The sequence below is a fragment of the Streptomyces sp. NPDC057249 genome, assembly GCF_042669245.1.
Lineage (GTDB): Bacteria > Actinomycetota > Actinomycetes > Streptomycetales > Streptomycetaceae > Streptomyces.
On the sequence record NZ_JBHUXS010000006.1, the window covers coordinates 260,307 to 283,616 of the forward strand.

The following is a 23,310-nucleotide window of genomic DNA, read 5'->3' on the forward strand; positions in this document are numbered from 1 at the left end:
TGCCTCCCCGGGCCGAGGTCCACCCGTTCGGGTTACCCCGGGTGTCAGCGCTTTCGAACACCTTCGGCAAGCTCGGCCGCCAGCGAACGGACGGCCGCGAGCCCGGCCGCCTCGTCGGGGGCGTCCAGCATGCACTTGACGAAGGCCGTGCCGACGATGACGCCGTCCGCGAAGCCGGCGACCTCCGCGGCCTGGGCGGCGTCGGACACGCCGAGGCCGACGCAGACCGGCAGCTCGGTGGTGGCGCGGGTCCGCCGGACCAGGTCCTGGGCCTGCGCGCCCACCGAGGCGCGGGTGCCGGTGACGCCCATCAGGGACGCGGCGTAGACGAAGCCGGAGCCCGCTTCGGTGATGGTGGCGATCCGCTCGTCCTTGCTGCTGGGCGCGACGACGAAGACGGTGGCCAGGCCGTGCCGCCCCGCGTGCTCGCGCCACAGCGCGGACTCCTGGACCGGCAGGTCGGGCAGGATGCACCCGGCGCCGCCCGCCTCGGCCAGCTCGGCCGTGAACCGCTCGACGCCGTACCGGTCGATCGGGTTCCAGTACGTCATGATCAGGATCGGCGCCCCGGTGGCCTCGTGGGCCTCGCGGACGGTGCGCATCACGTCGGCGATGCGCACGCCGCCGCGCAGCGCGATGTCGTCGGCGGTCTGGATGACCGGGCCGTCGAGCACCGGGTCGCTGTGCGGCAGTCCCACCTCGATGACGTCGGCGCCGCCCGCCACGGCGGCCTTGACGGCCTCGATGCCGCCGTCGACGGTCGGGAAGCCGGCCGGCAGGTACGCGATGAGCGCGGCCCGGTCCTCGGCCCGCGTGGCGGCGAGCGTGGTGTTCAGCAGTTCGACGTTGCCGCTCACAGCGCGTCCCCCTCGATCTCCGCGTCACCGCTGCCGCCGTCCGCCTCGACGGCCGCGTCGGTGTCGTACAGCCCGAAGTAGCGGGCCGCCGTGTCCATGTCCTTGTCGCCGCGCCCGGACAGGTTGACCAGGATCAGCCCGTCCTTGCCCAGCTCCTTGCCGACCTCCAGGGCCCCGGCCAGCGCGTGCGCGCTCTCGATGGCCGGGATGATGCCCTCGGTGCGGGAGAGCAGCCGCAGCGCCTGCATGGCCGCGTCGTCGGTGACGGCGCGGTACTCGCCCCGGCCCACGTCCTTGAGGTAGGCGTGCTCGGGGCCGATGCCCGGGTAGTCCAGGCCGGCCGAGATCGAGTACGGCTCGGTGATCTGGCCCTCGTCGTCCTGGAGGACGTAGCTGCGCGAGCCGTGCAGGATGCCGGGCTCGCCCGCGGTCAGGGTCGCCGCGTGCTCGCCGGTCTCGACGCCGTGGCCCGCGGGCTCGCAGCCGATCAGGCGGACGTCCGGGTCGGGCACGAAGGCGTGGAAGAGGCCGATGGCGTTGGAGCCGCCGCCGACGCAGGCCACGGCCGCGTCCGGCAGCCGGCCGGCCCGCTCCAGGATCTGCCGTCTGGCCTCCACGCCGATGACGCGGTGGAAGTCGCGGACCATCGCCGGGAAGGGGTGCGGTCCGGCGACCGTGCCGAAGAGGTAGTGGGTGCGGTCCACGTTGGCGACCCAGTCGCGGAACGCCTCGTTGATGGCGTCCTTGAGGGTGCGGGAGCCGGACTTCACGGCGATGACCTCGGCGCCCAGCATCCGCATCCGCGCCACGTTGAGCGCCTGCCGCTGGGTGTCGATCTCGCCCATGTAGATGGTGCAGTCGAGGCCGAAGAGGGCGCAGGCGGTCGCGGTGGCGACGCCGTGCTGGCCGGCGCCGGTCTCGGCGATGACGCGGGTCTTGCCCATGCGCCGGGTCAGCAGCGCCTGCCCCAGCACGTTGTTGATCTTGTGCGAGCCGGTGTGGTTCAGGTCCTCGCGCTTGAGGAAGACGCGGGCGCCCCCGGCGTGCTCGGCGAAGCGGGGCACCTCGGTGAGGGCGCTGGGCCGTCCGGTGTAGTGGACCATCAGCTCGCCGAGCTCGGCGGCGAACGCGGGGTCGGCCTTGGCCTTCTCGTACTCGACGGCGACCTCGTCCACGGCGGCGACCAGCGCCTCCGGGATGAACTTGCCGCCGTACGCGCCGAAGTAGCCCTCGGCGCTGGGGATCAGACCCTCCGGGTCCGGGATGAAGAAGTCGGAAGACATGCGGAACGTGCTCCTCGTCGTCACAGGGGTGATGGCACCGTCTGCGCCGTGAGCGGAGCGCCGCCCCGGTCCTGGACCGGGGCGGTTTCGGACACGCGGGACGGCGGCCGGGCTCGCTCTACAGCGCGCGCGTCCCGCGCCATCGCATGCCATTGACCTGACCGGGCTCGGCGCCGATCACGTACCGCACCCGCCGGCCGTGCACCCGGCGCGCGGGCGCCCGGCAGCCGCGGTGCCACGAGGGCAGCGCGCAGCGCATCGGCTCGGGGGGCGGGAGGGCCACGGGCGGGTCAGCCCCGTCCGTGGCGCAGCGCCGGGTGGGCGCCGGCGGCGACGAGGTCGGCGACGGCGGTCCGCGGGTCGCGGCCGGTCACCAGGGACTCGCCGACCAGCACGGCGTCGGCGCCGGCGTTGGCGTAGGCGATCAGGTCGTGCGGGCCGCGGACGCCGGACTCGGCGACCTTGACGATGTGGTCGGGGATCTCGGGGGCGACGCGCTCGAAGGTGGAGCGGTCGACCTTGAGGTCCTTGAGGTTGCGCGCGTTGACGCCGATGACCCGGGCCCCGGCCTCCACCGCGCGGTCGGCCTCCTCCTCGTCGTGCGCCTCGACCAGCGGCGTGAGGCCGATGGACTCGGCGCGCTCGATCAGGGAGACCAGGGCCTCCTGTTCGAGGGCGGCGACGATCAGCAGCACGAGGTCGGCGCCGTACGCGCGCGCCTCCCACAGCTGGTACGAGGTGACGATGAAGTCCTTGCGGAGGATCGGGACGTCGACCTTGGCGCGGACGGCCTCCAGGTCCGCCAGGGAACCGCCGAAGCGGCGCTCCTCAGTGAGGACCGAGATGACGGAGGCCCCGCCGGCCTCGTAGTCCGCGGCGAGCGCGGCCGGGTCGGCGATGGCGGCCAGCGCGCCCTTGGAGGGGCTGGAGCGCTTGACCTCGCAGATGACGTTCACGCCCTCGCCGCGCAGGGCGGCGACGCCGTCCTTGGCGCGGGGGGCCCGGGCAGCGCGTTCCTTGAGCTCGTCGAGGCTGACGCGCGCCTGCCGCTCCGCGAGGTCGGCGCGTACGCCGTCGATGATCTCGTCGAGCACACTCACGCGAGCGGCCCCCTTCCGGAACGGTGACAAAAAAACGTAGCAGGCCACAGGATCAGCCACTCCGATGTTATCCGCAGGAGGGCGCTGGGCCCGCATCCGGCCGCCCGCTGTCCCACTACCTGGGACTTCACGGGGCGAGCGCGGAGCCGAAGGGAAGGTTCCGGATGACCGTGAAGAGCAGCAGCACGGCGCCGATCGCCCACCAGTGCACCGGCCGCGGCGCGATCCGCAGGGGCCTTCCGCGGGCCTCGCGGATCAGCCATACGGTCCACAGCGCGGCGAAGACCGCGTAGCCGGCCACGGCGAGGGCGTTGGCGCCGAAGGCGGCGGCCAGGTCGCCGTGGGCGAAGGCGTGCGCGCTGCGGAGGCCGCCGCAGCCGGGGCAGTAGACGCCGGTGAACCGCAGCAGCGGGCAGACCGGGTAGTGGCCGGGCTGGTTCGGGTCGACGGTGGCGACGTACCCGAAGGCGCCGACGACGGCGGCGAGCACGCCCACCGGGACGGCGATCCGCCGCAGCCGCGAGGCGCCGGCGGGGGCCGTCGGGAAGAGGGGGGTCCGCACGGGGGCGAAGGGCGGCGGCCCCGGGGCCGGGACCGGGGCGGGGTCCGGGGCCGGAGAGGCGGCGGCGGGGGTTGGCGTTGCGTCCACCCGGTGATTGTCGCCGCTGACGCGGAAAGGCGCAGCCCGGTCCGGGCCGCGCCTCTCCGGCGTACGCGGTGCGGGGGTCAGGAGGTCTGCGCCTGGCCGGCGCGCGCGCGGGCGGCGGTCAGCTCGGCCGACTCCTTCGGCATGCCGAGGCCCGCGGCCTTCATCGCGAGGCCGACGACACCACCGAGCAGGACGACGCCCATGCCGGCCCAGAAGCCGGCCGGGTTGGCCGCGACCATGAAGACGCCCGCGACGCAGAAGCCGATGAAGGCGATGATGACACCGGTCCAGGCGGCCGGGGTGTGTCCGTGGCTGCTGCCCGCCATGAGTTGCTCCTCGTTGGTGTTGCGCTGTTGGAATCGCTCGGGTCGCTGTGCCCACGGCCCGTGCCGCTGTGCCAGCTCACGGTCATTGTCCCGTACGCGCGGGTAGGACGTGAGCTGGGGGTCATGCCTCGCGCGTCGGGTCCTCGCCGCGGTCCAGGGCCTTCCACAGATCCTCGGGCCGGTCGGGGTCGAGCGGGCGCGGGGCCTTGCGGGGGCGGGGGGTGCCGTCGCGCTCGTAGCGTCCGGACATCGTGGGCCACCGGTTGCCGTAGCGCAGGGCGAGCAGCCCGGCGAGCAGGATCAGCAGGCCGCCGACGGCCGTGACGTACGGCCAGGCGGTGTGGCTGAGGGCCGTGATGGTGGCGGCGCTGTCGCCGCTGGTCTGCGCCGCCTTCTCGTCCAGCGCCCCGCTGTCGGACGCGCCGAGGAAGGCGCTGAGCGCGGCGCCGAGTCCGCTGAGCGCGAGGAGTCCGGCGACCACGCGCCGGCCGGCGCCGCGTACGGCGAAGACGGCGACGAGGGCGGCCAGGCCGACGATGGCGAGGGCGGCGGGGAGTCCGGTGACGTCCTGCCCGTCGGCGCTCAGCGGCAGGGTGCCGCCGCCGACCGGGGCCTTGCCCTCGGCCCAGGTCTGCCCGGAGGCGAGCAGGACGACGGTCGCGCCGGCCGCCCCGAGGAGCAGGCCGGCGGCCAGGGTGCGGCGGCTCCCCGCGCTGTCGGGCGCGGCGGTGGCTTCGGCACGGGGCTGGGGTACGGGGACGGCACTCACGTACTCCACTATCCCTCACCGGCCCGGAACGCCCCACCGCGCCCCTGGCGCGGGCGCACCGCTCAGGCGCCGCCGAGGCGGTTGGCGGTGTGGACGGCGCGGAGGACGGCCGCCGCCTTGTTGCGGCACTCGGTGTCCTCGGCGACCGGGTCGGAGTCGGCGACGACGCCCGCGCCGGCCTGGACGTACGCGGTGCCGTCGCGGAGCAGGGCGGTGCGGATGGCGATGGCGGTGTCGGAGTCCCCGGCGAAGTCGAGGTAGCCGACACAGCCCCCGTACAGGCCCCGGCGGGTGGGTTCCAGTTCCTCGATGATCTGGAGGGCGCGGGGCTTGGGGGCGCCGGAGAGGGTGCCGGCCGGGAAGCAGGCGGTGAGCACGTCGAACGCGGTGCGGCCCTCCGCGACCTTGCCGGTGACGGTGGAGACGATGTGCATCACGTGCGAGTAGCGCTCGATGGACATGAAGTCGACCACCTCGACGCTGCCCGGTTCGCAGACCCGGCCCAGGTCGTTGCGGCCGAGGTCGACGAGCATCAGGTGCTCGGCGCGCTCCTTGGGATCGGCGAGGAGTTCGTCGGCGAGGGCCTGGTCCTCCTGCGGGGTGGCGCCGCGGTGCCGGGTCCCGGCGATGGGGTGGACCATGGCGCGGCCGTCCTCGACCTTGACCAGGGCCTCGGGGCTGGACCCGGCGACGTCGAAGCCGTCGAACCGGAAGAGGTACATGTACGGCGAGGGGTTGGTGGCGCGCAGCACCCGGTAGACGTCGAGCGCGCTCGCCGTGCAGGGGGTCTCGAAGCGCTGGGAGGGCACCACCTGGAAGGCTTCGCCGGCCCGGATGCGCTCCTTCACGTCCTCGACGGCGTCCTGGTAGGCCCGGCCGCCCCAGAGCGCGGTGTACGGGGGCAGCTCGGAGGGCGGCAGGGCGGCGGGGGCGTTCTCGACCGGGCGGCGCAGGTCGCGTTCCATGGCGTCGAGCCGGGCGACGGCGTCGGCGTACGCCTCGTCCACGCCGGTGGCCAGGTCGTTGTGGTTGATGGCGTTGGCGATGAGCAGGACGCTGCCGTCCCAGTGGTCGAGGACCGCGAGGTCGGAGGTGAGCAGCATGGTCAGCTCGGGGAGCTGGAGGTCGTCGCCGCCGCTCTCGCCGATCTTCTCCAGGCGGCGCACGATGTCGTAGCCGAGGTAGCCGACCATGCCGCCGGTGAAGGGCGGCAGGCCGGACTCCCGGTCGTGCGGGGTGTGCAGGGCCTCGATGGTGGCGCGCAGGGCGTGCAGCGGGTCGCCGTCGGCGGGGACGCCGACCGGCGGGGTGCCGAGCCAGTGCGCCTCGCCGTCGCGGGTGGTCAGCGTGGCGGCGCTGCGCACGCCGATGAAGGAGTAGCGCGACCAGGTGCGGCCGTTCTCCGCGGATTCCAGGAGGAAGGTGCCGGTGCGCTCGCCCGCCAGCTTGCGGTAGAGCCCGACGGGGGTGTCGCCGTCCGCGAGGAGGCGGCGGGTGACGGGGATGACGCGCCGGTCGACGGCCAGCTTGCGGAAGGTGTCGAGGTCCATGGCGGCAGACCCTACTGCGCTGGGAAGAGGACGTCGGCGTCGAAGCAGGTGCGGTCGCCGGTGTGGCAGGCGGCGCCGGTCTGGTCGACCTTGACGAGGACGGTGTCGGCGTCGCAGTCCAGGGCGACGGACTTGACGAGCTGGATGTGGCCCGAGGTGTCGCCCTTGACCCAGTACTCCTGGCGGCTGCGGGACCAGTAGGTGCAGCGGCCGGTGGTGAGGGTGCGGTGCAGCGCCTCGTCGTCCATCCAGCCCAGCATCAGTACCTCGCCGGTGTCGTACTGCTGGGCGACGGCCGGGACCAGTCCGTCGGCGCCGCGCTTCAGGCGGGCGGCGATGGCGGGGTCGAGGGCGCTGGCGGTCCGGGGGGTGCCGGGCTGGGGCGTGCTGCTCATGGGCCCATTGTGCCGTGGGCGCGCGGGGTGTCCGGGCGGGCGTCCACTGGGCGGACGGGGGACGGCGGTCGTACGCTGGCGGGCATGTCGACCCATGCGAAGCGCGAACGACTTCTGCTCGCCGACCTGTTGGAGGCGGCGGGTCCCCAGGCCGCGACCCTGTGCCAGGGCTGGACGGCCCGTGATCTCGCGGCCCATGTGGTGGTGCGGGAGCGGCGGCCGGACGCGGCGGCCGGAATCGTCATCGGGCCGCTGAAGAGCCGCCGGGACCGGGTCATGGCCGAGTTCACCGAGAAGCCGTACGAGGAGCTGATCCAGCTCATCCGGACCGGGCCGCCCCGGATGTCCCCGTTCGGCCTGAAGCAGCTGGACGAGGCGGCGAACACGGTGGAGTTCTACATCCACACGGAGGACGTGCGCCGGGCGCAGCCCGACTGGACGCCGCGTGAGCTGGACCCGGTCTTCGCGGACGTGCTGTGGGCGCGTACGGAGAAGGCGGCGCGGATGCTGGGCCGGAAGGCGCCGGTGGGCCTGGTGCTGCGCCGCCCGGACGGGCAGACGGCGGTGGCGCACCGGGGGACGCCGGTGGTGACGGTGACCGGTGAGCCGGGCGAGCTGCTGCTGTTCGCGTTCGGGCGTCAGGACGCGGCGCGGGTGGAGCTGGAGGGCGAGCCGGAGGCGATCGGCCGGGTGACGACGGCGAAGCTGGGGATGTAGTCCGCGTCCGCCCCGGTCAGCGCGGGAGCTCCGCCCGGCGGAGCGGGGCGAGGACCAGGCCGGTGCCCGCGCCGACGACGCACAGGGCGGCGCTGGCGACGAAGACCGGGCCGGTGCCCCAGAGGGCGACGGCGGCCCCGGTGACGGGGTAGCTGAGCGGCGCGAGGGCGTGCGTGAAGAGCGTGGAGACCGAGGTGACGCGGCCCAGGTAGGCCGGGTCGGTGACGGTCTGCGTGAGCGCGCCGCACAGCGAGCCGCCGAGGCCGGCGAAGAGCCCGACGAGGACCGCGACGGTCGCGGCGAGCGGTACGGAGGGCACGTACGCCAGGGCCGCGATGGCGAACGCCCCGACCAGGACGGTCAGGCACATGACCAGTCCGGCCCTGGGCATCCGGCCGCGGACGGCGAGGATCAGGGCGGAGGCGCCCGCGCCGGTGCCGAAGCCGGCGACGACCCAGCCCATGCCGGAGGCGCCCCAGCCGCGTTCGTCGCTGAGCAGGACGAGCCCGAGGTTGAGGGGGCCGACGAAGCCGAGTTCGGTGACGGCGACGACGAGCATCAGGGGCCCGAGGACCGGGTGGCGGCGGATGTGGCGCAGCCCGTCGGCAAGTTCGCGCCAGGCGGTGCCGGCGGGCGCGCTGGTGCCGGGGGCGGGCAGCGGGGTCATCCGGACGGCCAGCAGGAGCGGGAGCGACACGGCGAAGAGGACCCCGGCCGCGGCGAAGGCGAGGGCCGGGCCGCCGAGGGCGACCGAGACGCCGCCGAGCGGGGCGCCGACCACGTTGGCGGTGCGGGCGGCGAGGCCGCGCAGGCCCTGGACGCGGGCGAGCTGGGAGGCGGCGGTGATCCGAGGCGGCAGGGCGCCGACGGCGGGCAGGAAGAGCGCGTCGACGGCGCCGAAGACGAGCGCGACGGCGATCAGCATCCACACCGTGGGCGAGGTGAGCAGCAGGGTCCCGGCGAGGCCGAGGATGACCAGGCAGCGGGCGGTGTCGCCGGCGACGACCACGCGGCGCGGGCCGAGCCGGTCGGCGAGCACTCCCCCGCCGAGCAGGAGCACCGCCCGGGGTATGGAGCCCGCGGCGAGCACCAGGCCGGTCTGCGAGGCGTTGCCCGTGCGGGCGGCTGCCCAGGCCAGGGCCATGTAGTAGACGCTGTCGCCGATCATGGACGCGGTGTACGCGCCGAGCCAGCGCAGGACGTTGCCGTCGCGGTGGGCCGGGCGGGCGGGGGCCTCGGCGGGGGCGGGCTGGGTGGCGGTCACGGTCTCGTCCTCTCGGAGGGCCGGGTCGTCGGAGGGGCCGGGTCAGGTGCGGAACGGGAAGCCGTACACGTGGAGCGCGACGTTCTCGCGGTCCTCGGTGTCGCCGGCCTCCTCGCGGGCGCGGCCCTGCCGCTCGTACCGCTTGACGAGGTCGTTCATCTCGGAGGCGAGCGCGGCGAGCTCTTCGGCGGTCAGCCGGGCCAGGTACTCGGAGCTGAACGAGGCCCGGCGCCACTCGGCGGGCCAGGTGCGGTGCGCGTCGAGGTGGCGGCGGTACATCTCGACGTGCTGGTCGAAGGAGAGCCGGGTGACGGCTGAGTGCGTCGCGGCCTTCTCGGGCGCGTCGCTGAAGTCCTCGTCGTGGAAGGTCAGCCCTTCCGACGCGGGCTGCCACCAGCGCTCGCGGCCGTCCCTGCCCTGCCGGTCGGCCTCCTCGATCAGGCCGTGGTCGGCGAGCTTGCGCAGGTGGTAGCTGACGAGCGAGACCGCCTCGTCGACCTGCTCGGCGAGCTGGGAGGCGGTGGCCTGCCGGGCGATGTAGAGGGCCCGGTACAGCTGCATCCGCAGGGGGTGCCCGAATGCCTTGAGGGTGCCGAGGTCGGAGACCCGGCGTGATGCGTCGCGTGCCATACCCCGAGCGTAGATAGGAAAGAAAAGTTGTGCAATATCTATTGCGCAAGAAAAGCTGCACGTCTGGGCCGGGTCCGCTTCCGGCCGTCGCGGGAGCCCAGATGTCCGAGCAGGAAGCCCGCCGGGATGGTGAGCAGGCCGGGCGTCTGGAGCGGGAACCAGTGGAAGTCGCGGTCCGGGAAGAGGGCGACGGGCGTGCCGGAGAACGCGGGCGAGAACACCATCAGGACCGCGATGAGGGGCAGCGTCCCGTACACCGTCCAGCGCACCCCGCGCGCGGTGAAGCCCGGCCGGAACAGCGCGTACAGCAGGACCGGCGGCAGGACGGAGGCCGCCGCCGCGAAGGAGAGCGAGAGCAGGACCTGCGGGTTGCGGTCATGGGTGTACGTGGACGCCCAGACGGCGACCGCGCCGGTCAGGACCACCGCGAGGCGGGCCCGCAGGATCTCGCGCCGTGCCGACCGACCGGAACGCCCCGCCGTACGCGCGCCGCGTCGCGCCGCGAAGTCGCGGGCCAGGGACGAGGCGGCGGCGAGGGTGATCCCGGCGACGGCGGCCAGCGTGGTGACGAAGACCGCGCAGGCCACGCACGCGAAGAGCAGGCTCTCGCGCGGCCCGCCGGCGCCCGGGTCGAGCGCGCCGGTCACCAGCAGCAGCGCGGTGCCGCCGGCCGGGTCCGCCCCCTGGATGGCCTTGTGCCCGAGCAGGGCGGACGCGCCGAGCCCGGCGACGACGATCCCGGCGCACAGCACGGCCACCGGGACCACCGCCCACCCGGTCGCGCGGCGCACCGTCCGGCGGTCGCGCATCGGGTGCAGCCGCATCGTGATGTGCGGCATGCACGCGGCCCCGAGGAGCAGGGTGAGCTGGAAGCCCAGCAGGTCCAGGGTGCCGGCGACTCCGTGGCCGAACTGGAGCCCGGGGCGGGCGTACGCGCCGCCGGCCCCGCTGCCCCGGCGCGCGGCGTCGAACAGAGCGAAGGGATTCCAGCCGAAGCGGGCGAGCACCAGGCCGGCCAGCAGGGTCACCGCCGCGAGGACGACCGCGACCTTGAGGATCTGCACGTACCCGGTGCCCCGCATGCCGCCGACCGCGGAGTAGCAGACCATCAGGGCTCCGCCGGCCACGGTGCAGCTGGTGAGCGCGCCGTCGGGCAGCCCGAACATCGCGGCCATCACCCGCCCCGCGGTGGCGAGCTGGACCAGGAGCAGCGGGGTGAGGACCACCAGCGTCGTGATGCCGAGGGCGCGGCGCACGGAGGGGTCGCCGAGCCGGTCCGCGAGGAAGTCGCCGAGCGTGAACACCCCGGCACGGCGCATCGGTTCGGCCAGGACGCGCATCACCAGGACCAGTGAGACGACCGTGGCCAGGGCGAACAGCACCCCGTCGAACCCGGCCAGCGCGACGGACCCGGTGGTCGAGAGCAGCGTCGCCGCGGAGAGGTAGTCCCCGGCGACGGCGAGCCCGCTCCCGGCGGGCCCGAGCGCGGAACCGCCGCCCGCGTAGAAGTGCTCCGGATCGTCCTGGTCGGCGGCGGCCAGCCCGCACAGCAGCAGCGAGACGGCGACGAACGCGAGGAACACGACGACCGCGAGCGAACGGGCGTCGAAGCCGCCGGTCACCGTCGGGGTCCCGGGACGGCGGGGGAAATCGGGCACGGAGAGGGCATGCCCGCTACGGCATCAGGCTCCCGGGCCGGCGTACAGCGGGTCGCCCCGGGGCGCGGCGGGGGTACAGGCCGTACGGGCGGGGACTGTGCGGGGGCACAGGGCGCGCCCGTCACGCCCCGCGCCCCCTCGGTCCGGCAGCGGTCAGTCCGGCAGCAGGCGGCGGGCCGTCAGGGCCAGGGAGACCTCGGTCGCGTCCGAAGGGCGGGTCAGGCAGCGGCCGGTGAGCTGTTCGAAGCGGCGCAGGCGGTTGAGCACGGTGTTGCGGTGGCAGTAGAGACGGGCTCCTGCCCGGGGTGCCGAGCCGTCCGCGTCGAACCACGCGGTGAGCGTTTCGATGAGCACGTCCCGGTCGGCCGCGTCCAGCCGGTCCAGGGGGCCCAGCACCCGGTCGGCGAGGGCCGCGCCGAGCGCCGGGGACGACACCACCAGGGCGGCGGGCAGATGCTCGTCGAGCAGGACGGTGCCGCCGTCCGCCGGGCAGGCCCGCAGCGCGGTGTCCGCGAGGCGCCGGGCGTCCCCGACCGCCGCGAGACCGTCCACCACCGAGCCGATGCCGGCCCGGGCCCCGGGCGGTACGCGCAGGCCGGAGGCCAGCGCGGCGAGGGCGTCCGCCGGGTCGGTGCCGCCGGCCCGGCCCAGCGACAGGACGGCGTACTCCGCCTCGGGCCCCGCGTGCCACACGGCGTCCGCGGCGGCGGGCAGCTCCAGGGGCGGGTGCGCCGTGCCGTGCGGGGAGCGGCGGGCGTCGCGCAGCGCGAGCACCGCGTACCGGCCGTCCTCCGGCAGGCCGAGCGCCACCGCCGTGTCCGGGAGGTCGGCGATCTGGACGGTGCCGTCGAGCAGTGCGGCCGTCATCAGACGGTGCCGGTTCTCCCGGCGCCAGGCGAGGCGGCGTTCCGCCCTGCGGTACGCGTCGGCGACGATGGCGCAGTGCTCGTCGACGAAGTTCCAGACGTCCGCGGCGACATGGACCAGCAGCCGGACGTCCTCGGGGTGGCGGCGGGCGGTCTCGTCCACCAGGTCCTGCCAGACCATCGCCCCGCCCATCCGGAACGCGTGCAGGACCGCGTCCAGCGGCACCCCCTGCTCGGCCCGGACCTCGCCGATCCGCCGCGATGTGCGGTGCGCGGCCTCCCGGAACTCGCGGGGCTGGATGAGCGACCCCACGTTGTGCCGCAGCGAGTGGTGCACCTCCTGCCAGATCTCCGCCGGATCGGCCTCGATCGCGGCACGGTAGCCGGGCTCCCGCTCCCGCAGCGCCTCCACCATCCGGTCCGTCAGCTCCGGAAGCGCCGCCACCAGCACCCGGGCGGCCCGGTGCAGGACGGCGACGGCCTCGCGATCGGCCAGCGAACGGAAGCGGCGCGGGACCGGGACGACGGGCGGCGGCGCGTGCAGCGCCCTGACCCGTGAACGTACGACCTGTGGCATGGCGGCCTCCACCGGGATTCGGCCGGCTCGGTGAACGGCCGGCTCCGGCACGCCCCGCCCACGACAGGGCCGCGGGCGCACCGAATGATCCTGACGCCCGCAGAATGACATACCGCCCAGTCGGTACCTAGAGGTGTGCGGCCTCCTTCTCATCACGGTCCTGCAACCTTGGTGGTCTCAACGCCCGTTCCCCAGCAGCCCGGCCAGCTCCGTCCGCGAGCGCACGCCCAGGGCGGCGAACACGTTGCGCAGGTGGTGGTCGACGGTCCGGGTGCTCACCGAGAGCCGCCGTGCGACCTCCCGGTTGGTGGCTCCCTCGGCCACGCACCGGGCGATGCGCGCCTGCTGCGGGGTGAGCGCGGCCAGCGGGGCGGCCGTCCCGGACGGCCCCGGGGCCTCCACCGCCTCCCCGGCGGCCCGCAGTTCGCCGCTCGCCCTGGCCGCCCAGGCCGCGGCCCCGCACCGCTCGAACCCGACCAGGGCGTCCCGCAGCGGCTCACGGGCCTCGCGGGTACGGCGGCGCCTGCGCAGCCAGGACCCGAACAGCAGCCGGGTACGGGCCTGTTCGAAGTCGCCGCCGGCCCGGTCGTGATGGGCGAGCGCCTCCCCGTACCGCCCGGCGGCCTCGCTCACCGGCGCCAGCAGGGCCCGGCAGCGGGCGAGTTGGGCGGGGACCTGGGGGTCCGTGGTGCGCGTCGCCCACACGGCGAACTCCGCCACCGCCTCGGCCACCGGCTCCGCTCCCCCGCCCCGGACCGCCCGCCCGGCCAGCACGGACGCCTCGACGTAGCAGGGCACGGCGAGCATCCGGGTGGCGAAGTGGCCGCGCCGGGGCCCGGGCCGGACCAGCGGGTCGAGCCGCGCAGCCGCCTCCGCCGGGCGCCCGGCGGCCAGGTCGGCGCGCGCCAGCGCCCAGGTGGCCAGGGTCTCCGCCTGGACCAGCCCGTGCGGTGCGGCGCCCGCGAGCGCGGCCCCGGCGTGCGCCGCGCACTCCCGCGTCCCGCTCTCCACGGAGGCGGCGAGGGCGAGGACGGCGTGCAGGTGGGCGGCGGCGTTGGGCCGTCCGGTACGGCGCGCCGCGCGCAGGCCGTCCAGTGCGTGGGCCCGGGCCCGGGCGTGCCGGCCGGCGCGCAGCTCCGCGTAGGCGAGGTGTTCCAGGGCCTGCGGCAGCAGCGCGTCGGCACCGCTCGCGCATACGGCGGCGAGCGCGCGGGTCCCGGCCCGGCAGGCGGCTTCGAGGTCGCCGAGCACGAGACCGGCCGCCCCGGCCCGTAACAGCGCCCCGGGGTCGCGGGCGCCGGAGTCGAGGCAGCGGCGCAGCAGCACGTGTCCCGCACCGATCCGCCCGCGCAGCACGGCGCACACCCCGTCCCGGTAGTGGCCCAGCTCGCCGTCGGCGGCGTCCGCGGGGACCCGGGTCAGCGCGTCGAGGTATCCCAGGGCGTCCCCGGCCGCCCAGGCCGCCTCGGCGGCCCCGAGCAGGGCGTCCCGGGCCCGTGCGGGATCGTGCGGGGCGAGCAGGGCGGCGGCGGTGAGCAGGGCCTCGTGGGCGTCCGGGGCGGGTCCGTCGGCGAGGGTGAGCAGGCCCCTCACGTGATGGGCCGGGCCGGGGGCGGCGCCCGCCCGTGCCAGCGCGGCGCGGGCCCGCCCCGGCTCCCCCGCGAGGCGGTACTGCTCGGCCGCCGCCGCGTGCCGGGCGGCCCTGAGACCTGTCCCGTCCGCCTCGTCCGGGGTCAGTGCGGCGGCGTGGCCGAGGGCGGTCGCGCGGTCGGCGTGCGGGCGGGGCGGGGCGGCGGCCGCCTCCAGCCCGGCCGCCAGCGGGGCATCCGGGCCGGGGGACGCGCAGGCCCGCTGGATCAGGGCGGCGTACCCGGGCGCGAGCAGGCCGGCGAGCAGGTCGTGCACCGCGCGGCGGCGGTCCGGGGAGGCCCGGTGCAGGAGGGCCTGGCGCATCAGGGGCTCGCCGAAGTGGACGCGGTCGCCGGCCCGTCGCAGCGCACCGGCCGTGCCGCCCGGCGTGTGCAGGGCCAGGTCGGACGCGGCGGGCGGGACGGCGGCCGAGGCGGCGGCGCGGCGTACGAGGGCGAGGTCGGCGCCCGCGCCCTCCGGTTCGTGCGCGTGGGCGGCGGCCGTGATCAGGAGCAGGGTCCGGGTGGCGGCGGGGAGGTGGCCGACGCGGTCGGCGTGGGCGGCCAGGATGTCGTCCCCGCCGGGCAACGGGTGCGGCAGCGGGGCCCGCCCGGCGAGCTGGGCCGGGGTGAGGTGGGCGGTGAGCGCGGTGAGCAGTCCCGGGTTCCCGGCCGCCTCCCGGAGCAGGGCGCCCCGCACCACCGGACCGGCCCGGTCCGCTCCGGTGAGCCGGTCCAGGAGGGCGGAGGCCGCGTCGTCGTCGAGGGGGCCGAGGCGGAGGGCGGGCAGCCCGGCGAAGCCGGCCTCGTCCCCGGCGGCGATCAGCACGGCGACCCGGCTGCCCGGCCCGAGCCGGCGGGCGGCGAAGGCGAGGGCGGCGCGGGAGTCGGGGTCCCAGAGGTGGGCGTCGTCCACGCACACCAGGAGGGGCCGCCCGCCGCCGAGCCGCCGGAGCACGGCGAGGAACGCGGCGGGCGGGAGGCCGTCGCGCAGGACGCGCTCGGGGCCGCCGGGCACGGGCCCCGCCGCGCACAGCAGCGCGTGCAGCCCGCTGTACGGCACCCACCGTTCGTCGGGGGCGCCGACGACGTGGAGGGCGGGGCCCGCGCCCCGGTCGCGGTGCGCCGCGACGGCGTGGACGAGGAGGGCCGTACGGCCCGAGCCGGGCGGGGCGGTCAGGACCAGCGCGCCGCCGTCGCCGTGGCACAGGCGCGTCAGCAGGGTGTCCAGGGCGGCGAGTGCACCGCTGCGGCCGTACAGCCGGAGCGGACTGTGCACGGTCGTGGGGGGAGTCACGCCGGGCACACTAGGCCCGCGGGCCGCGGCCCGGAAGGCGCGCGTACGGCGATGGGGCGCCCTCCCAGGGAAGGACGCCCCTCAGCTGTGCGCGCGCACAATCCGGCCGGTCAGCGCACCGGGTGGCCGGCCTCCGCCAGCGCGCCCTTGACTTCGGAGATGCGCAGGTCGCCGAAGTGGAAGACGGACGCGGCCAGGACGGCGTCGGCCCCGGCGTCGATGGCCGGCGCGAAGTCCGCGAGCCGGCCGGCGCCGCCGGAGGCGATGACGGGGACGCGGACGTGCGTGCGGACGGCGGCGATCATCTCGGTGTCGTAGCCGTCCTTCGTGCCGTCGGCGTCCATCGAGTTGAGCAGGATCTCGCCGGCGCCGAGCTCCGCCGCCCGGTGGGCCCACTCGACGGCGTCGATGCCGGTGCCCCGGCGACCGCCGTGCGTGGTGACTTCGAACGTGCCCTCGGGGGTGCGCCGGGCGTCCACCGAGAGCACCAGGACCTGGCGGCCGAAGCGCTCGGCGATCTCCCGGATCAGCTCCGGCCGGGCGATGGCCGCCGTGTTGACGCCCACCTTGTCCGCGCCGGCCCGCAGCAGCTTGTCCACGTCGTCCGGGGTGCGGACGCCGCCGCCGACCGTGAGCGGGATGAAGACCTGCTCGGCGGTGCGGCGCACCACGTCGTAGGTGGTCTCCCGGTCGCCGCTGGACGCGGTGATGTCCAGGAAGGTCAGCTCGTCGGCGCCCTCCGCGTCGTACAGCTTCGCCATCTCGACCGGGTCGCCCGCGTCCCGCAGGTTCTGGAAGTTGACGCCCTTGACGACCCGGCCGTTGTCCACGTCGAGGCAGGGGATGACGCGTACCGCGAGGCTCATCGCTCACCCGCCCGGTACGCCTCGACCTCGACCTCGACGACGAGGCCGGGATCGACGAAGCCGGAGACCACGATCATGGTGGCGGCGGGGCGCACCGCGTCGAAGAGCTCCTTGTGGGCGCGGCCGACCTCGTCGGTGTCGCGGGCGTGCATGACGTACATCCGGGTGCGGACGACGTCCTCGCGGCCGAGGCCCAGCTCCTTCAGCGCCTCGAAGGCGACGTTGAAGGCGGTGACCGTCTGGTCGTACGGGCCCCCGGCGGCGATCTCGCCGCCCACCACCGACGTGCAGCCGGAGACGAGCACCAGGCCGTTCGGCAGCTCGACGGCGCGGGAGTAGCCGAACTTCTCCTCCCAGGGGGCGCCGGAGGAGACGCGGCGCACGGGCGCGGCGGAGTCGGTCATGCGGAGACCGCCTCCAGCGCCTCTTCCAGGGTGAACGCCTTCGCGTAGAGGGCCTTGCCGACGATCGCGCCCTCGACGCCCGCCGGGACGAGCGAGGCGATGGCGCGCAGGTCGTCCAGCGAGGAGACGCCGCCGGAGGCGACGACGGGCTTGTCGGTGGCGGCGCAGACGTTCTTCAGGAGCTCCAGGTTGGGGCCCTGGAGCGTGCCGTCCTTGGCGATGTCGGTGACGACGTAGCGGGCGCAGCCCTCGGAGTCGAGGCGGGCCAGCGTCTCGTAGAGGTCGCCGCCGTCGCGGGTCCAGCCCCGGCCCCGCAGGGTGGTGCCGCGCACGTCGAGACCGACGGCGATCTTGTCGCCGTGCTCGGCGATGACCTTGGCGACCCACTCGGGGGTCTCCAGGGCGGCGGTGCCGAGGTTGACCCGGCGGCAGCCGGTGGCGAGGGCGGCGGCGAGCGAGGCGTCGTCGCGGATGCCGCCGGACAGCTCGACCTTGATGTCCATGGCGCCGGCGACCTCGGCGATGAGGCTCCGGTTGTCGCCGGTGCCGAAGGCGGCGTCCAGGTCGACCAGGTGCAGCCACTCGGCGCCGGCCCGCTGCCAGGCGAGTGCGGCCTCCAGCGGGGAGCCGTAGGAGGTCTCGGAGCCGGACTCGCCGTGCACCAGGCGGACCGCCTGGCCGTCGCGGACGTCTACGGCGGGGAGCAGTTCAAGCTTCGGCATTACAGCGTCTCGATCCAGTTGGTCAGCAGCTGGGCGCCGGCATCGCCGGACTTCTCGGGGTGGAACTGGGTGGCCCACAGCGCGCCGTTCTCCACGGCGGCCACGAACCGCTCGCCGTGCGTGGCCCAGGTGACCCTGGGGGCACGGATCTTCGGGTTGGTGACTTCGAGGTCCCAGTCGTGCGCCGCGTACGAGTGCACGAAGTAGTACCGGGCACCGGCGTCGAGCCCGGCGAACAGCTGGGAGTCCTCGGGGGCTTCGACGGTGTTCCAGCCCATGTGCGGGACGACGTCGGCCTTCAGCGGGCCGACCGTGCCGGGCCACTCGTCCAGGCCCTCGGTCTCCACACCGTGCTCGATGCCGCGCTCGAACAGGATCTGCATGCCGACGCAGATGCCCATGACGGGGCGTCCGCCGGCCAGCCTGCGGCCGATGACCCACTCGCCGCGGGCCTTCTTCAGCCCTTCCATGCACGCCGAGAACGCGCCGACGCCGGGCACGAGCAGCCCGTCGGCGTTCATCGCGGCGTCGAAGTCGCGGGTGATCTCGACGTCCGCGCCGACGTGGGCGAGGGCGCGCTCCGCGGAACGGACGTTGCCGAAGCCGTAGTCGAAGACGACGACCTTCTTCTTCGTATCCACTGTCGCTTCCTAGTCCCAGAGACCTTGAATGCGCAGGACGCCCGCCACCAGGCACATCAGCGACCCGATGGAGAGCAGCACGATGACGCCCTTGGGCATGCCCTGCTTGGCGAAGGAGTAGACCCCGCCGGCCAGGAACAGGCCGACCAGGATCAGGACGGTGTTCAGGCCGGTCACAGGGCGCCCTTCGTGGACGGGAGGATTCCGGCCGCGCGCGGGTCGTGCTCGCTGGCGTAGCGCAGGGCCCGGGCGAGCGCCTTGAACTGGCACTCCACGATGTGGTGCGCGTTGCGCCCGTACGGGACGTGGACGTGCAGGGCGATCTGCGCCTGGGCGACGAACGACTCCAGGATGTGCCGGGTCATCGTCGTGTCGTACGCGCCGATCATCGGCGCCATGTTCTCGGGCTCGGTGTGCACCAGGTAGGGGCGGCCGGAGAGGTCGACGGTGACCTGGGCGAGCGATTCGTCCAGCGGGACGGTGCAGTTGCCGAAGCGGTAGATGCCGACCTTGTCGCCGAGCGCCTGCTTGAAGGCGGCGCCGAGCGCGAGGGCGGTGTCCTCGATGGTGTGGTGCGAGTCGATGTGCAGGTCGCCGTCGGTCTTGACGGTGAGGTCGAACAGACCGTGCCGGCCGAGCTGGTCGAGCATGTGGTCGTAGAAGCCGACCCCGGTCGAGACGTCGACCTTTCCGGTGCCGTCGAGGTTGATCTCGACCAGCACGGACGTTTCCTTCGTGGCGCGTTCCACGCGGCCTACGCGGGGGCTCATGCGTCGTGCTCCTTCTTGATTTCGCGCACCGCATCGAGGAACGCGTCGTTCTCTGCCGGGGTCCCCGCGGAGACCCGCAGCCATCCCGGTACGCCGTTGTCGCGGACCAGGACGCCCCGGTCGAGGATCTGCCGCCAGGCGGTGTGGCTGTCGGCGAAGCGGCCGAACTGGACGAAGTTGGCGTCCGATTCGGTGACGTCGAAGCCGAGACCGCGCAGTTCGGTGACGATCCGGTCGCGCTCGCTCTTGAGCTGCGCGACGTACCCGAGGAGCGTATCGGTGTGCTCCAGGGCGGCGAGGGCGGTGGCCTGGGTGACGGAGGACAGGTGGTACGGCAGCCGGACCAGCTGCACCGCGTCGACCACGGCGGGGTCGGCGGCCAGGTAGCCGAGGCGGAGCCCGGCGGCGCCGAACGCCTTCGACATGGTCCGCGAGAGGACCAGGTGGCGGCGGCCCTCGATCAGCGGGAGCAGCGAGGGGTGGTGGCTGAATTCGCCGTACGCCTCGTCCACGACGACCATCGACGGCTTGGCGGCCTGGGCGGCCTCGTAGAGCGCGAGGACGGTGTCCGCGTCGACGGCGGTGCCGGTGGGGTTGTTGGGCGAGGTGATGAAGACGACGTCGGGGCGGCGCTCGGCGATGGCGGCGCGGGCGGCGTCGACGTCGATGGTGAAGTCCTCGTTGCGCGGCCCGGAGATCCAGCCGGTGCCGGTGCCGCGCGCGATGAGGGCGTGCATCGAGTAGGAGGGCTCGAAGCCGATCGCGGTGCGGCCGGGGCCGCCGAAGGTCTGGAGCAGCTGCTGGAGGACCTCGTTGGAGCCGTTGGCGGCCCAGACGTTGGCGGCCTCGACACGGTGCCCGGCGGTGCGGGTGAGGTAGCGGGCCAGCTCGGTGCGCAGCTCGACGGCGTTGCGGTCGGGGTAGCGGTTGAGGTCGCGGGCGGCCTCGCGGACCCGTTCGGCGATGCGGTCGACCAGGGCGTCGGGCAGCGGGTAGGGGTTCTCGTTGGTGTTGAGCCGTACGGGCACGTCGAGCTGCGGCGCGCCGTACGGGGACTGGCCGCGCAGTTCGTCGCGGAGGGGCAGCGTGTCCCAGGGGTTGGCCGTGGGTCCGCCGGCGTTGCTGTTCGTCACTGCTGGGGAACCTTCCACCCGAACCTGGCCTTGAGCGCGGCGCCGTGGGCGGGGAGGTCCTCCGCCTCGGCGAGGGTCACCACGTGGTGGGTGACCTCGGCGAGCGCGTCGCGCGTGTAGTCGACGATGTGGATGCCGCGCAGGAAGGACTGCACGGACAGGCCCGAGGAGTGGCAGGCGCAGCCGCCGGTGGGCAGGACGTGGTTGGAGCCCGCGCAGTAGTCGCCGAGCGAGACGGGCGACCAGGGGCCGACGAAGACCGCTCCGGCGTTGCGGACCCGATCGGCGAGGGCGGCGGCGTCGGCGGTCTGGATCTCCAGGTGCTCGGCGGCGTACGCGTTGACGACGGTGAGGCCGTCCTCCAGGTCGTTGACGAGGACGATCGCGGACTGCCGGCCGGCCAGCGCGGGCTCGATGCGCTCCTCGACGTGCTTGGTCGCGGCGACCTGGGTGACCAGCTCGGCCTCGGTGGCGGCGGCCAGCTCCTCGGAGTCGGTGACGAGGACGGCGGCGGCCATCGGGTCGTGCTCGGCCTGGCTGATCAGGTCGGCGGCGACGTGCACCGGGTCGGCGCCGGCGTCGGCCAGGACGGCGATCTCGGTGGGTCCGGCCTCGGCGTCGATGCCGATACGGCCCTTGAGGAGGCGCTTGGCGGCGGCGACGTAGATGTTGCCGGGGCCGGTGACCAGGTCGACGGGCAGACAGTCCTCGGTGCCGTACGCGAACATCGCGACGGCCTGGGCGCCCCCGGCGGCGTAGACCTCGTCCACCCCGAGCAGCGCGCAGGCGGCCAGGATGGTGGGGTGCGGCAGGCCGCCGGACTCCTTCTGCGGCGGGGAGGCGACGGCCACGCCCTCGACGCCGGCCTCCTGGGCGGGCACCACGTTCATGACCACGGAGGACGGGTAGACCGAGCGTCCGCCCGGCACGTAGAGCCCGACGCGGTCGACGGGGACCCACTTCTCGGTGACCGTGCCGCCGGGGACGACCTGGGTGGTGTGCGTGGTGCGGCGCTGGGCGCGGTGGACGAGGCGGGCGCGGCGGATGGACTCGTCGAGGGCGGCGCGGACGGCCGGGTCGAGCTCGTCCAGGGCCCGGGCGAGGGCGGCCGCGGGCACCCGCACCGATTCCAGCCGGACGCCGTCGAACTTCTCCCCCCAGTCGATCACTGCCGCCGAGCCACGATGGCGTACGTCCTCGCAGATGGGCCGCACCGTCTCCAGGGCGGCTTCCACGTCGAACTCGGCACGGGGCAGCAGGTCGCGCAGGGCGCCGCCCTCGGGGAGGGCATCGCCGCGCAGATCGATTCGAGAGATCACACCGCAATTCTCGCAGACCGCCGCGCACGGCCGGACGGCCGTATCACTGGCTGATACATGCCGGTGCTGTGACGGCTGACTATGTGCGTTCATTCCGTCACTCAGAGGGAATAACGGGATCACGCCTCCGAACGAAAGGGGCACCGGTGACGGAGCAGCACGACGAGGATCTCCCGGACGGCCTCAGCGCGGCGGAGCTGGGCATGTGGCAGTCCTTCCGGAACGGCACGACCTACGACCTCCGGTCCCGCGACCGGGCCCGCGACGATCCGTTCGCCCCGCACGAGTGGGGCCCCGAGCGCAGTGTGGCGGCCCGGGTCGTCGCCCGGCTGCTGCTGAGCGGTCCGCCGGCCCGGCCGGGCCGGGTGACGGCGCTGAAGCTCTGGGGCATACGGATCACGGGAAAGCTGGACCTGTCGGGCGGGCGTGTCGATCCGTACGTGGAGCTGACCGGCTGCCGGTTCGACGAGGAGGTGGCGTTCCCGGAGTGCCACTTCACGACCCTGCGCCTGGTGGGGTGCGCGGTGCCCCGCTTCGACGCGGCCCGGCTGCACACCGAGGGCGATCTGCATCTGCCGCGCTGCCGGGTGGAGCGCGGCATCCGGCTCACGGACGCCCAGATCGGCACGGACCTGCTGGTCAACCAGATCGAGGTCGGCCCGGACCGGCAGGGGCGGGCGCTGCTCGGGGACGGGCTGACGGTCGCCCAGGACCTCCAGGCCGAGATGGCGGACATGCTGGGCGAGCTGAGTCTGCGCGGGGCGAAGGTGGGCGGCTCGCTGAGCCTGCGCGGCAGCCGGCTGCGGGCGGCCCGGGGCCGCCGCGCGCTGAACGCCCCGCAGCTCAGCGTCGAGCGGACGCTGTACATGAGCGAGGCGTGGGTCAGCGTCGACACGGGGAACCAGGGCACCACTCCCCCGTACGGCATCGCCACGTCGCCGACCCCCGCGCACGGCACCCGGTCGCAGGTGTTCCGCTGCCGGGGCGGGGTGCGGCTGGACGACGGCAGGTTCGGGGACGCGGTGGACCTGCACAAGGCGGTGTTCGTGCTGGACACGCACGAGGAGCTGTCGCTGCGCCGGACGGTCACACCGGAGCTGCGGTTCAACCCGGAGCGCCCGGTGCGCGGCCGGGTGGTGCTCAACGGCGCGAAGGTCGTCACGCTGATCGACGTCTCGACGAGCTGGCCGGGCCCGGGCGGGCTCGCGATGGGCGGGTTCGTGTACGAGAACCTCGTCCCGTACGGGCACTTCCCGCTCTCCCGGCGCCTGGAGTGGGTGGCGGCGGCGACCCCGGAGTACGTGCCGGAGCCGTACGAGCGGCTGGCTGCGGTGCTCCGCAGCTGCGGCGAGGACGCGGACGCCCGGGAGGTGCTGCTCGCCAAGCAGCGCCGCCGCCGCGAGACGCTGCCGCCGGCCGGGAAGCTCTGGGGCTACCTCCAGGACTGGACGGTGGCGTACGGGTACCGGCCGGGGCGGGCCACGGTGTGGATGGCGGTGCTGTGGGCGGCGGGCACGCTGGCCTTCTCGCGGTACGACCCGGCCTCGATCAAGGGTGCGGAGCATCCGCAGTGGAACGCGGCGCTCTACGCGCTGGACCTGCTCATCCCGGTGATCGATCTCGGCCAGCAGGGCTACTGGCGGCTGGAGGGCGGCTGGCAGTGGATGGCGGCCGGGCTGGTCATGGTGGGGTGGATACTGGCCACCACGGTCGCGGCGGGCGCCTCCCGGCTGCTGCGCCGGAGCTGACCGCCGGGCGCCGGGGCCGGCGGCGTCCCCGGTGGCGGCGGGCCGCGCGGGGCGCCACCGCCGGGGGCAGACCACGGGCCTTCTGCCCGGGGCCGACGGGATTCAGCCAGAATCCGCGCATTCCTTTACCGCTCCTTGACC

The 23,310-nt window shown here is 74.8% G+C and carries 24 protein-coding genes; 2 read left to right on the forward strand and 22 right to left on the reverse strand.

Annotated features, from left to right (window positions below; translation table 11 throughout):
* Positions 1–44: 44 nt before the first annotated feature.
* The 9 genes from trpA to hisI form a co-directional block, all read right to left on the reverse strand.
* Positions 45–857 (reverse strand): tryptophan synthase subunit alpha, encoded by an 813-nt coding sequence (gene trpA, locus ACFUJY_RS14000; protein ID WP_383298437.1) that lies wholly within the window; start codon positions 855–857, stop codon positions 45–47.
* Entirely contained in the window at positions 854–2,140 is a 1,287-nt protein-coding gene (trpB, locus tag ACFUJY_RS14005) for a tryptophan synthase subunit beta (protein ID WP_383298439.1), read from the reverse strand. Before trpB ends, trpA begins: the two co-directional genes overlap by 4 nt.
* A gap of 118 nt (positions 2,141–2,258) precedes the next feature.
* Positions 2,259–2,399: a tryptophan biosynthesis modulator TrpM gene (trpM, locus tag ACFUJY_RS14010; RefSeq protein ID WP_383298644.1), complete on the reverse strand. Its 141-nt coding sequence runs from the start codon at positions 2,397–2,399 to the stop codon at positions 2,259–2,261.
* Between the two features lie 31 nt (positions 2,400–2,430).
* Positions 2,431–3,240, reverse strand: coding sequence for an indole-3-glycerol phosphate synthase TrpC (trpC, locus tag ACFUJY_RS14015; RefSeq protein ID WP_383298441.1), 810 nt, complete (start codon positions 3,238–3,240; stop codon positions 2,431–2,433).
* 127 nt (positions 3,241–3,367) lie between these two features.
* Positions 3,368–3,889: a DUF2752 domain-containing protein gene (locus tag ACFUJY_RS14020; RefSeq protein WP_383298443.1), complete on the reverse strand. Its 522-nt coding sequence runs from the start codon at positions 3,887–3,889 to the stop codon at positions 3,368–3,370.
* A 77-nt stretch (positions 3,890–3,966) separates the two neighbouring features.
* Complete coding sequence (locus tag ACFUJY_RS14025; protein WP_383298445.1) at positions 3,967–4,215, reverse strand: HGxxPAAW family protein; 249 nt, start codon at positions 4,213–4,215, stop codon at positions 3,967–3,969.
* Between the two features lie 121 nt (positions 4,216–4,336).
* Complete coding sequence (locus tag ACFUJY_RS14030) at positions 4,337–4,993, reverse strand: TIGR02234 family membrane protein (RefSeq protein WP_383298447.1); 657 nt, start codon at positions 4,991–4,993, stop codon at positions 4,337–4,339.
* A 53-nt stretch (positions 4,994–5,046) separates the two neighbouring features.
* Entirely contained in the window at positions 5,047–6,534 is a 1,488-nt protein-coding gene (locus tag ACFUJY_RS14035) for an anthranilate synthase component I (protein ID WP_383298449.1), read from the reverse strand.
* Between the two features lie 11 nt (positions 6,535–6,545).
* Positions 6,546–6,929, reverse strand: a complete 384-nt coding sequence (hisI, locus tag ACFUJY_RS14040) for a phosphoribosyl-AMP cyclohydrolase (RefSeq protein ID WP_383298451.1) — start codon at positions 6,927–6,929, stop codon at positions 6,546–6,548.
* Positions 6,930–7,013: 84 nt separating this feature from the next.
* On the opposite strand from hisI, the gene ACFUJY_RS14045 reads away from it, so the two are divergent.
* The gene (locus ACFUJY_RS14045; protein WP_383298453.1) at positions 7,014–7,646 is read left to right on the forward strand and encodes a TIGR03085 family metal-binding protein; all 633 of its coding nucleotides are present in this window, start codon (positions 7,014–7,016) and stop codon (positions 7,644–7,646) included.
* Between the two features lie 16 nt (positions 7,647–7,662).
* Here the strand turns inward: ACFUJY_RS14045 and ACFUJY_RS14050 are convergent, their stop codons facing one another.
* From ACFUJY_RS14050 to hisD, 13 genes are all read right to left on the reverse strand, one after another.
* Positions 7,663–8,910 carry an MFS transporter gene (locus ACFUJY_RS14050; protein WP_383298455.1) on the reverse strand — a complete coding sequence of 416 codons (1,248 nt, stop codon included), beginning with the start codon at positions 8,908–8,910 and terminating at the stop codon, positions 7,663–7,665.
* A gap of 42 nt (positions 8,911–8,952) precedes the next feature.
* Entirely contained in the window at positions 8,953–9,540 is a 588-nt protein-coding gene (locus ACFUJY_RS14055) for an ArsR/SmtB family transcription factor (RefSeq protein ID WP_383298457.1), read from the reverse strand.
* A 38-nt stretch (positions 9,541–9,578) separates the two neighbouring features.
* Positions 9,579–11,162: a cation acetate symporter gene (locus ACFUJY_RS14060; protein WP_383298645.1), complete on the reverse strand. Its 1,584-nt coding sequence runs from the start codon at positions 11,160–11,162 to the stop codon at positions 9,579–9,581.
* A gap of 189 nt (positions 11,163–11,351) precedes the next feature.
* The gene (locus ACFUJY_RS14065; RefSeq protein ID WP_383298459.1) at positions 11,352–12,641 is read right to left on the reverse strand and encodes a PucR family transcriptional regulator; all 1,290 of its coding nucleotides are present in this window, start codon (positions 12,639–12,641) and stop codon (positions 11,352–11,354) included.
* A gap of 177 nt (positions 12,642–12,818) precedes the next feature.
* Positions 12,819–15,548 (reverse strand): LuxR C-terminal-related transcriptional regulator, encoded by a 2,730-nt coding sequence (locus ACFUJY_RS14070; RefSeq protein ID WP_383298647.1) that lies wholly within the window; start codon positions 15,546–15,548, stop codon positions 12,819–12,821.
* 128 nt (positions 15,549–15,676) lie between these two features.
* Positions 15,677–16,432, reverse strand: coding sequence for an imidazole glycerol phosphate synthase subunit HisF (gene hisF, locus ACFUJY_RS14075; RefSeq protein ID WP_383298461.1), 756 nt, complete (start codon positions 16,430–16,432; stop codon positions 15,677–15,679).
* Positions 16,429–16,836, reverse strand: a complete 408-nt coding sequence (locus ACFUJY_RS14080) for a RidA family protein (protein ID WP_383298463.1) — start codon at positions 16,834–16,836, stop codon at positions 16,429–16,431. The genes hisF and ACFUJY_RS14080 overlap by 4 nt, the downstream gene beginning before the upstream one ends.
* Complete coding sequence (priA, locus tag ACFUJY_RS14085) at positions 16,833–17,558, reverse strand: bifunctional 1-(5-phosphoribosyl)-5-((5-phosphoribosylamino)methylideneamino)imidazole-4-carboxamide isomerase/phosphoribosylanthranilate isomerase PriA (protein WP_383298465.1); 726 nt, start codon at positions 17,556–17,558, stop codon at positions 16,833–16,835. Before priA ends, ACFUJY_RS14080 begins: the two co-directional genes overlap by 4 nt.
* On the reverse strand, positions 17,558–18,199 hold the full coding sequence (hisH, locus tag ACFUJY_RS14090) for an imidazole glycerol phosphate synthase subunit HisH (protein WP_073864622.1): 642 nt from the start codon (positions 18,197–18,199) through the stop codon (positions 17,558–17,560). The genes priA and hisH overlap by 1 nt, the downstream gene beginning before the upstream one ends.
* A 9-nt stretch (positions 18,200–18,208) precedes the next feature.
* Positions 18,209–18,376 carry a hypothetical protein gene (locus ACFUJY_RS14095; RefSeq protein ID WP_383298467.1) on the reverse strand — a complete coding sequence of 56 codons (168 nt, stop codon included), beginning with the start codon at positions 18,374–18,376 and terminating at the stop codon, positions 18,209–18,211.
* Positions 18,373–18,969: an imidazoleglycerol-phosphate dehydratase HisB gene (hisB, locus tag ACFUJY_RS14100; RefSeq protein WP_353788991.1), complete on the reverse strand. Its 597-nt coding sequence runs from the start codon at positions 18,967–18,969 to the stop codon at positions 18,373–18,375. The genes ACFUJY_RS14095 and hisB overlap by 4 nt, the downstream gene beginning before the upstream one ends.
* Positions 18,966–20,102, reverse strand: a complete 1,137-nt coding sequence (locus ACFUJY_RS14105) for a histidinol-phosphate transaminase (protein ID WP_383298470.1) — start codon at positions 20,100–20,102, stop codon at positions 18,966–18,968. The genes hisB and ACFUJY_RS14105 overlap by 4 nt, the downstream gene beginning before the upstream one ends.
* On the reverse strand, positions 20,099–21,421 hold the full coding sequence (hisD, locus tag ACFUJY_RS14110; RefSeq protein ID WP_383298472.1) for a histidinol dehydrogenase: 1,323 nt from the start codon (positions 21,419–21,421) through the stop codon (positions 20,099–20,101). Before hisD ends, ACFUJY_RS14105 begins: the two co-directional genes overlap by 4 nt.
* 146 nt (positions 21,422–21,567) lie before the next feature.
* Between hisD and ACFUJY_RS14115 the strand changes: the two genes are divergently transcribed.
* Entirely contained in the window at positions 21,568–23,169 is a 1,602-nt protein-coding gene (locus ACFUJY_RS14115) for an oxidoreductase (RefSeq protein ID WP_383298474.1), read from the forward strand.
* Positions 23,170–23,310 lie beyond the last annotated feature (141 nt).

Coding starts and splice junctions, on each gene's coding strand:
- trpB (WP_383298439.1), bottom strand. CDS start 2,140: ATGTCTTCCGACTTCTTCATCCCGGACCCGGAGGGTCTGATCCCCAGC.
- trpM (WP_383298644.1), bottom strand. CDS start 2,399: ATGCGCTGCGCGCTGCCCTCGTGGCACCGCGGCTGCCGGGCGCCCGCG.
- ACFUJY_RS14025 (WP_383298445.1), bottom strand. CDS start 4,215: ATGGCGGGCAGCAGCCACGGACACACCCCGGCCGCCTGGACCGGTGTC.
- ACFUJY_RS14035 (WP_383298449.1), bottom strand. CDS start 6,534: ATGGACCTCGACACCTTCCGCAAGCTGGCCGTCGACCGGCGCGTCATC.
- hisI (WP_383298451.1), bottom strand. CDS start 6,929: ATGAGCAGCACGCCCCAGCCCGGCACCCCCCGGACCGCCAGCGCCCTC.
- ACFUJY_RS14045 (WP_383298453.1), top strand. CDS start 7,014: ATGTCGACCCATGCGAAGCGCGAACGACTTCTGCTCGCCGACCTGTTG.
- ACFUJY_RS14055 (WP_383298457.1), bottom strand. CDS start 9,540: ATGGCACGCGACGCATCACGCCGGGTCTCCGACCTCGGCACCCTCAAG.
- ACFUJY_RS14065 (WP_383298459.1), bottom strand. CDS start 12,641: ATGCCACAGGTCGTACGTTCACGGGTCAGGGCGCTGCACGCGCCGCCG.
- hisF (WP_383298461.1), bottom strand. CDS start 16,432: ATGAGCCTCGCGGTACGCGTCATCCCCTGCCTCGACGTGGACAACGGC.
- ACFUJY_RS14080 (WP_383298463.1), bottom strand. CDS start 16,836: ATGACCGACTCCGCCGCGCCCGTGCGCCGCGTCTCCTCCGGCGCCCCC.
- priA (WP_383298465.1), bottom strand. CDS start 17,558: ATGCCGAAGCTTGAACTGCTCCCCGCCGTAGACGTCCGCGACGGCCAG.
- hisB (WP_353788991.1), bottom strand. CDS start 18,969: ATGAGCCCCCGCGTAGGCCGCGTGGAACGCGCCACGAAGGAAACGTCC.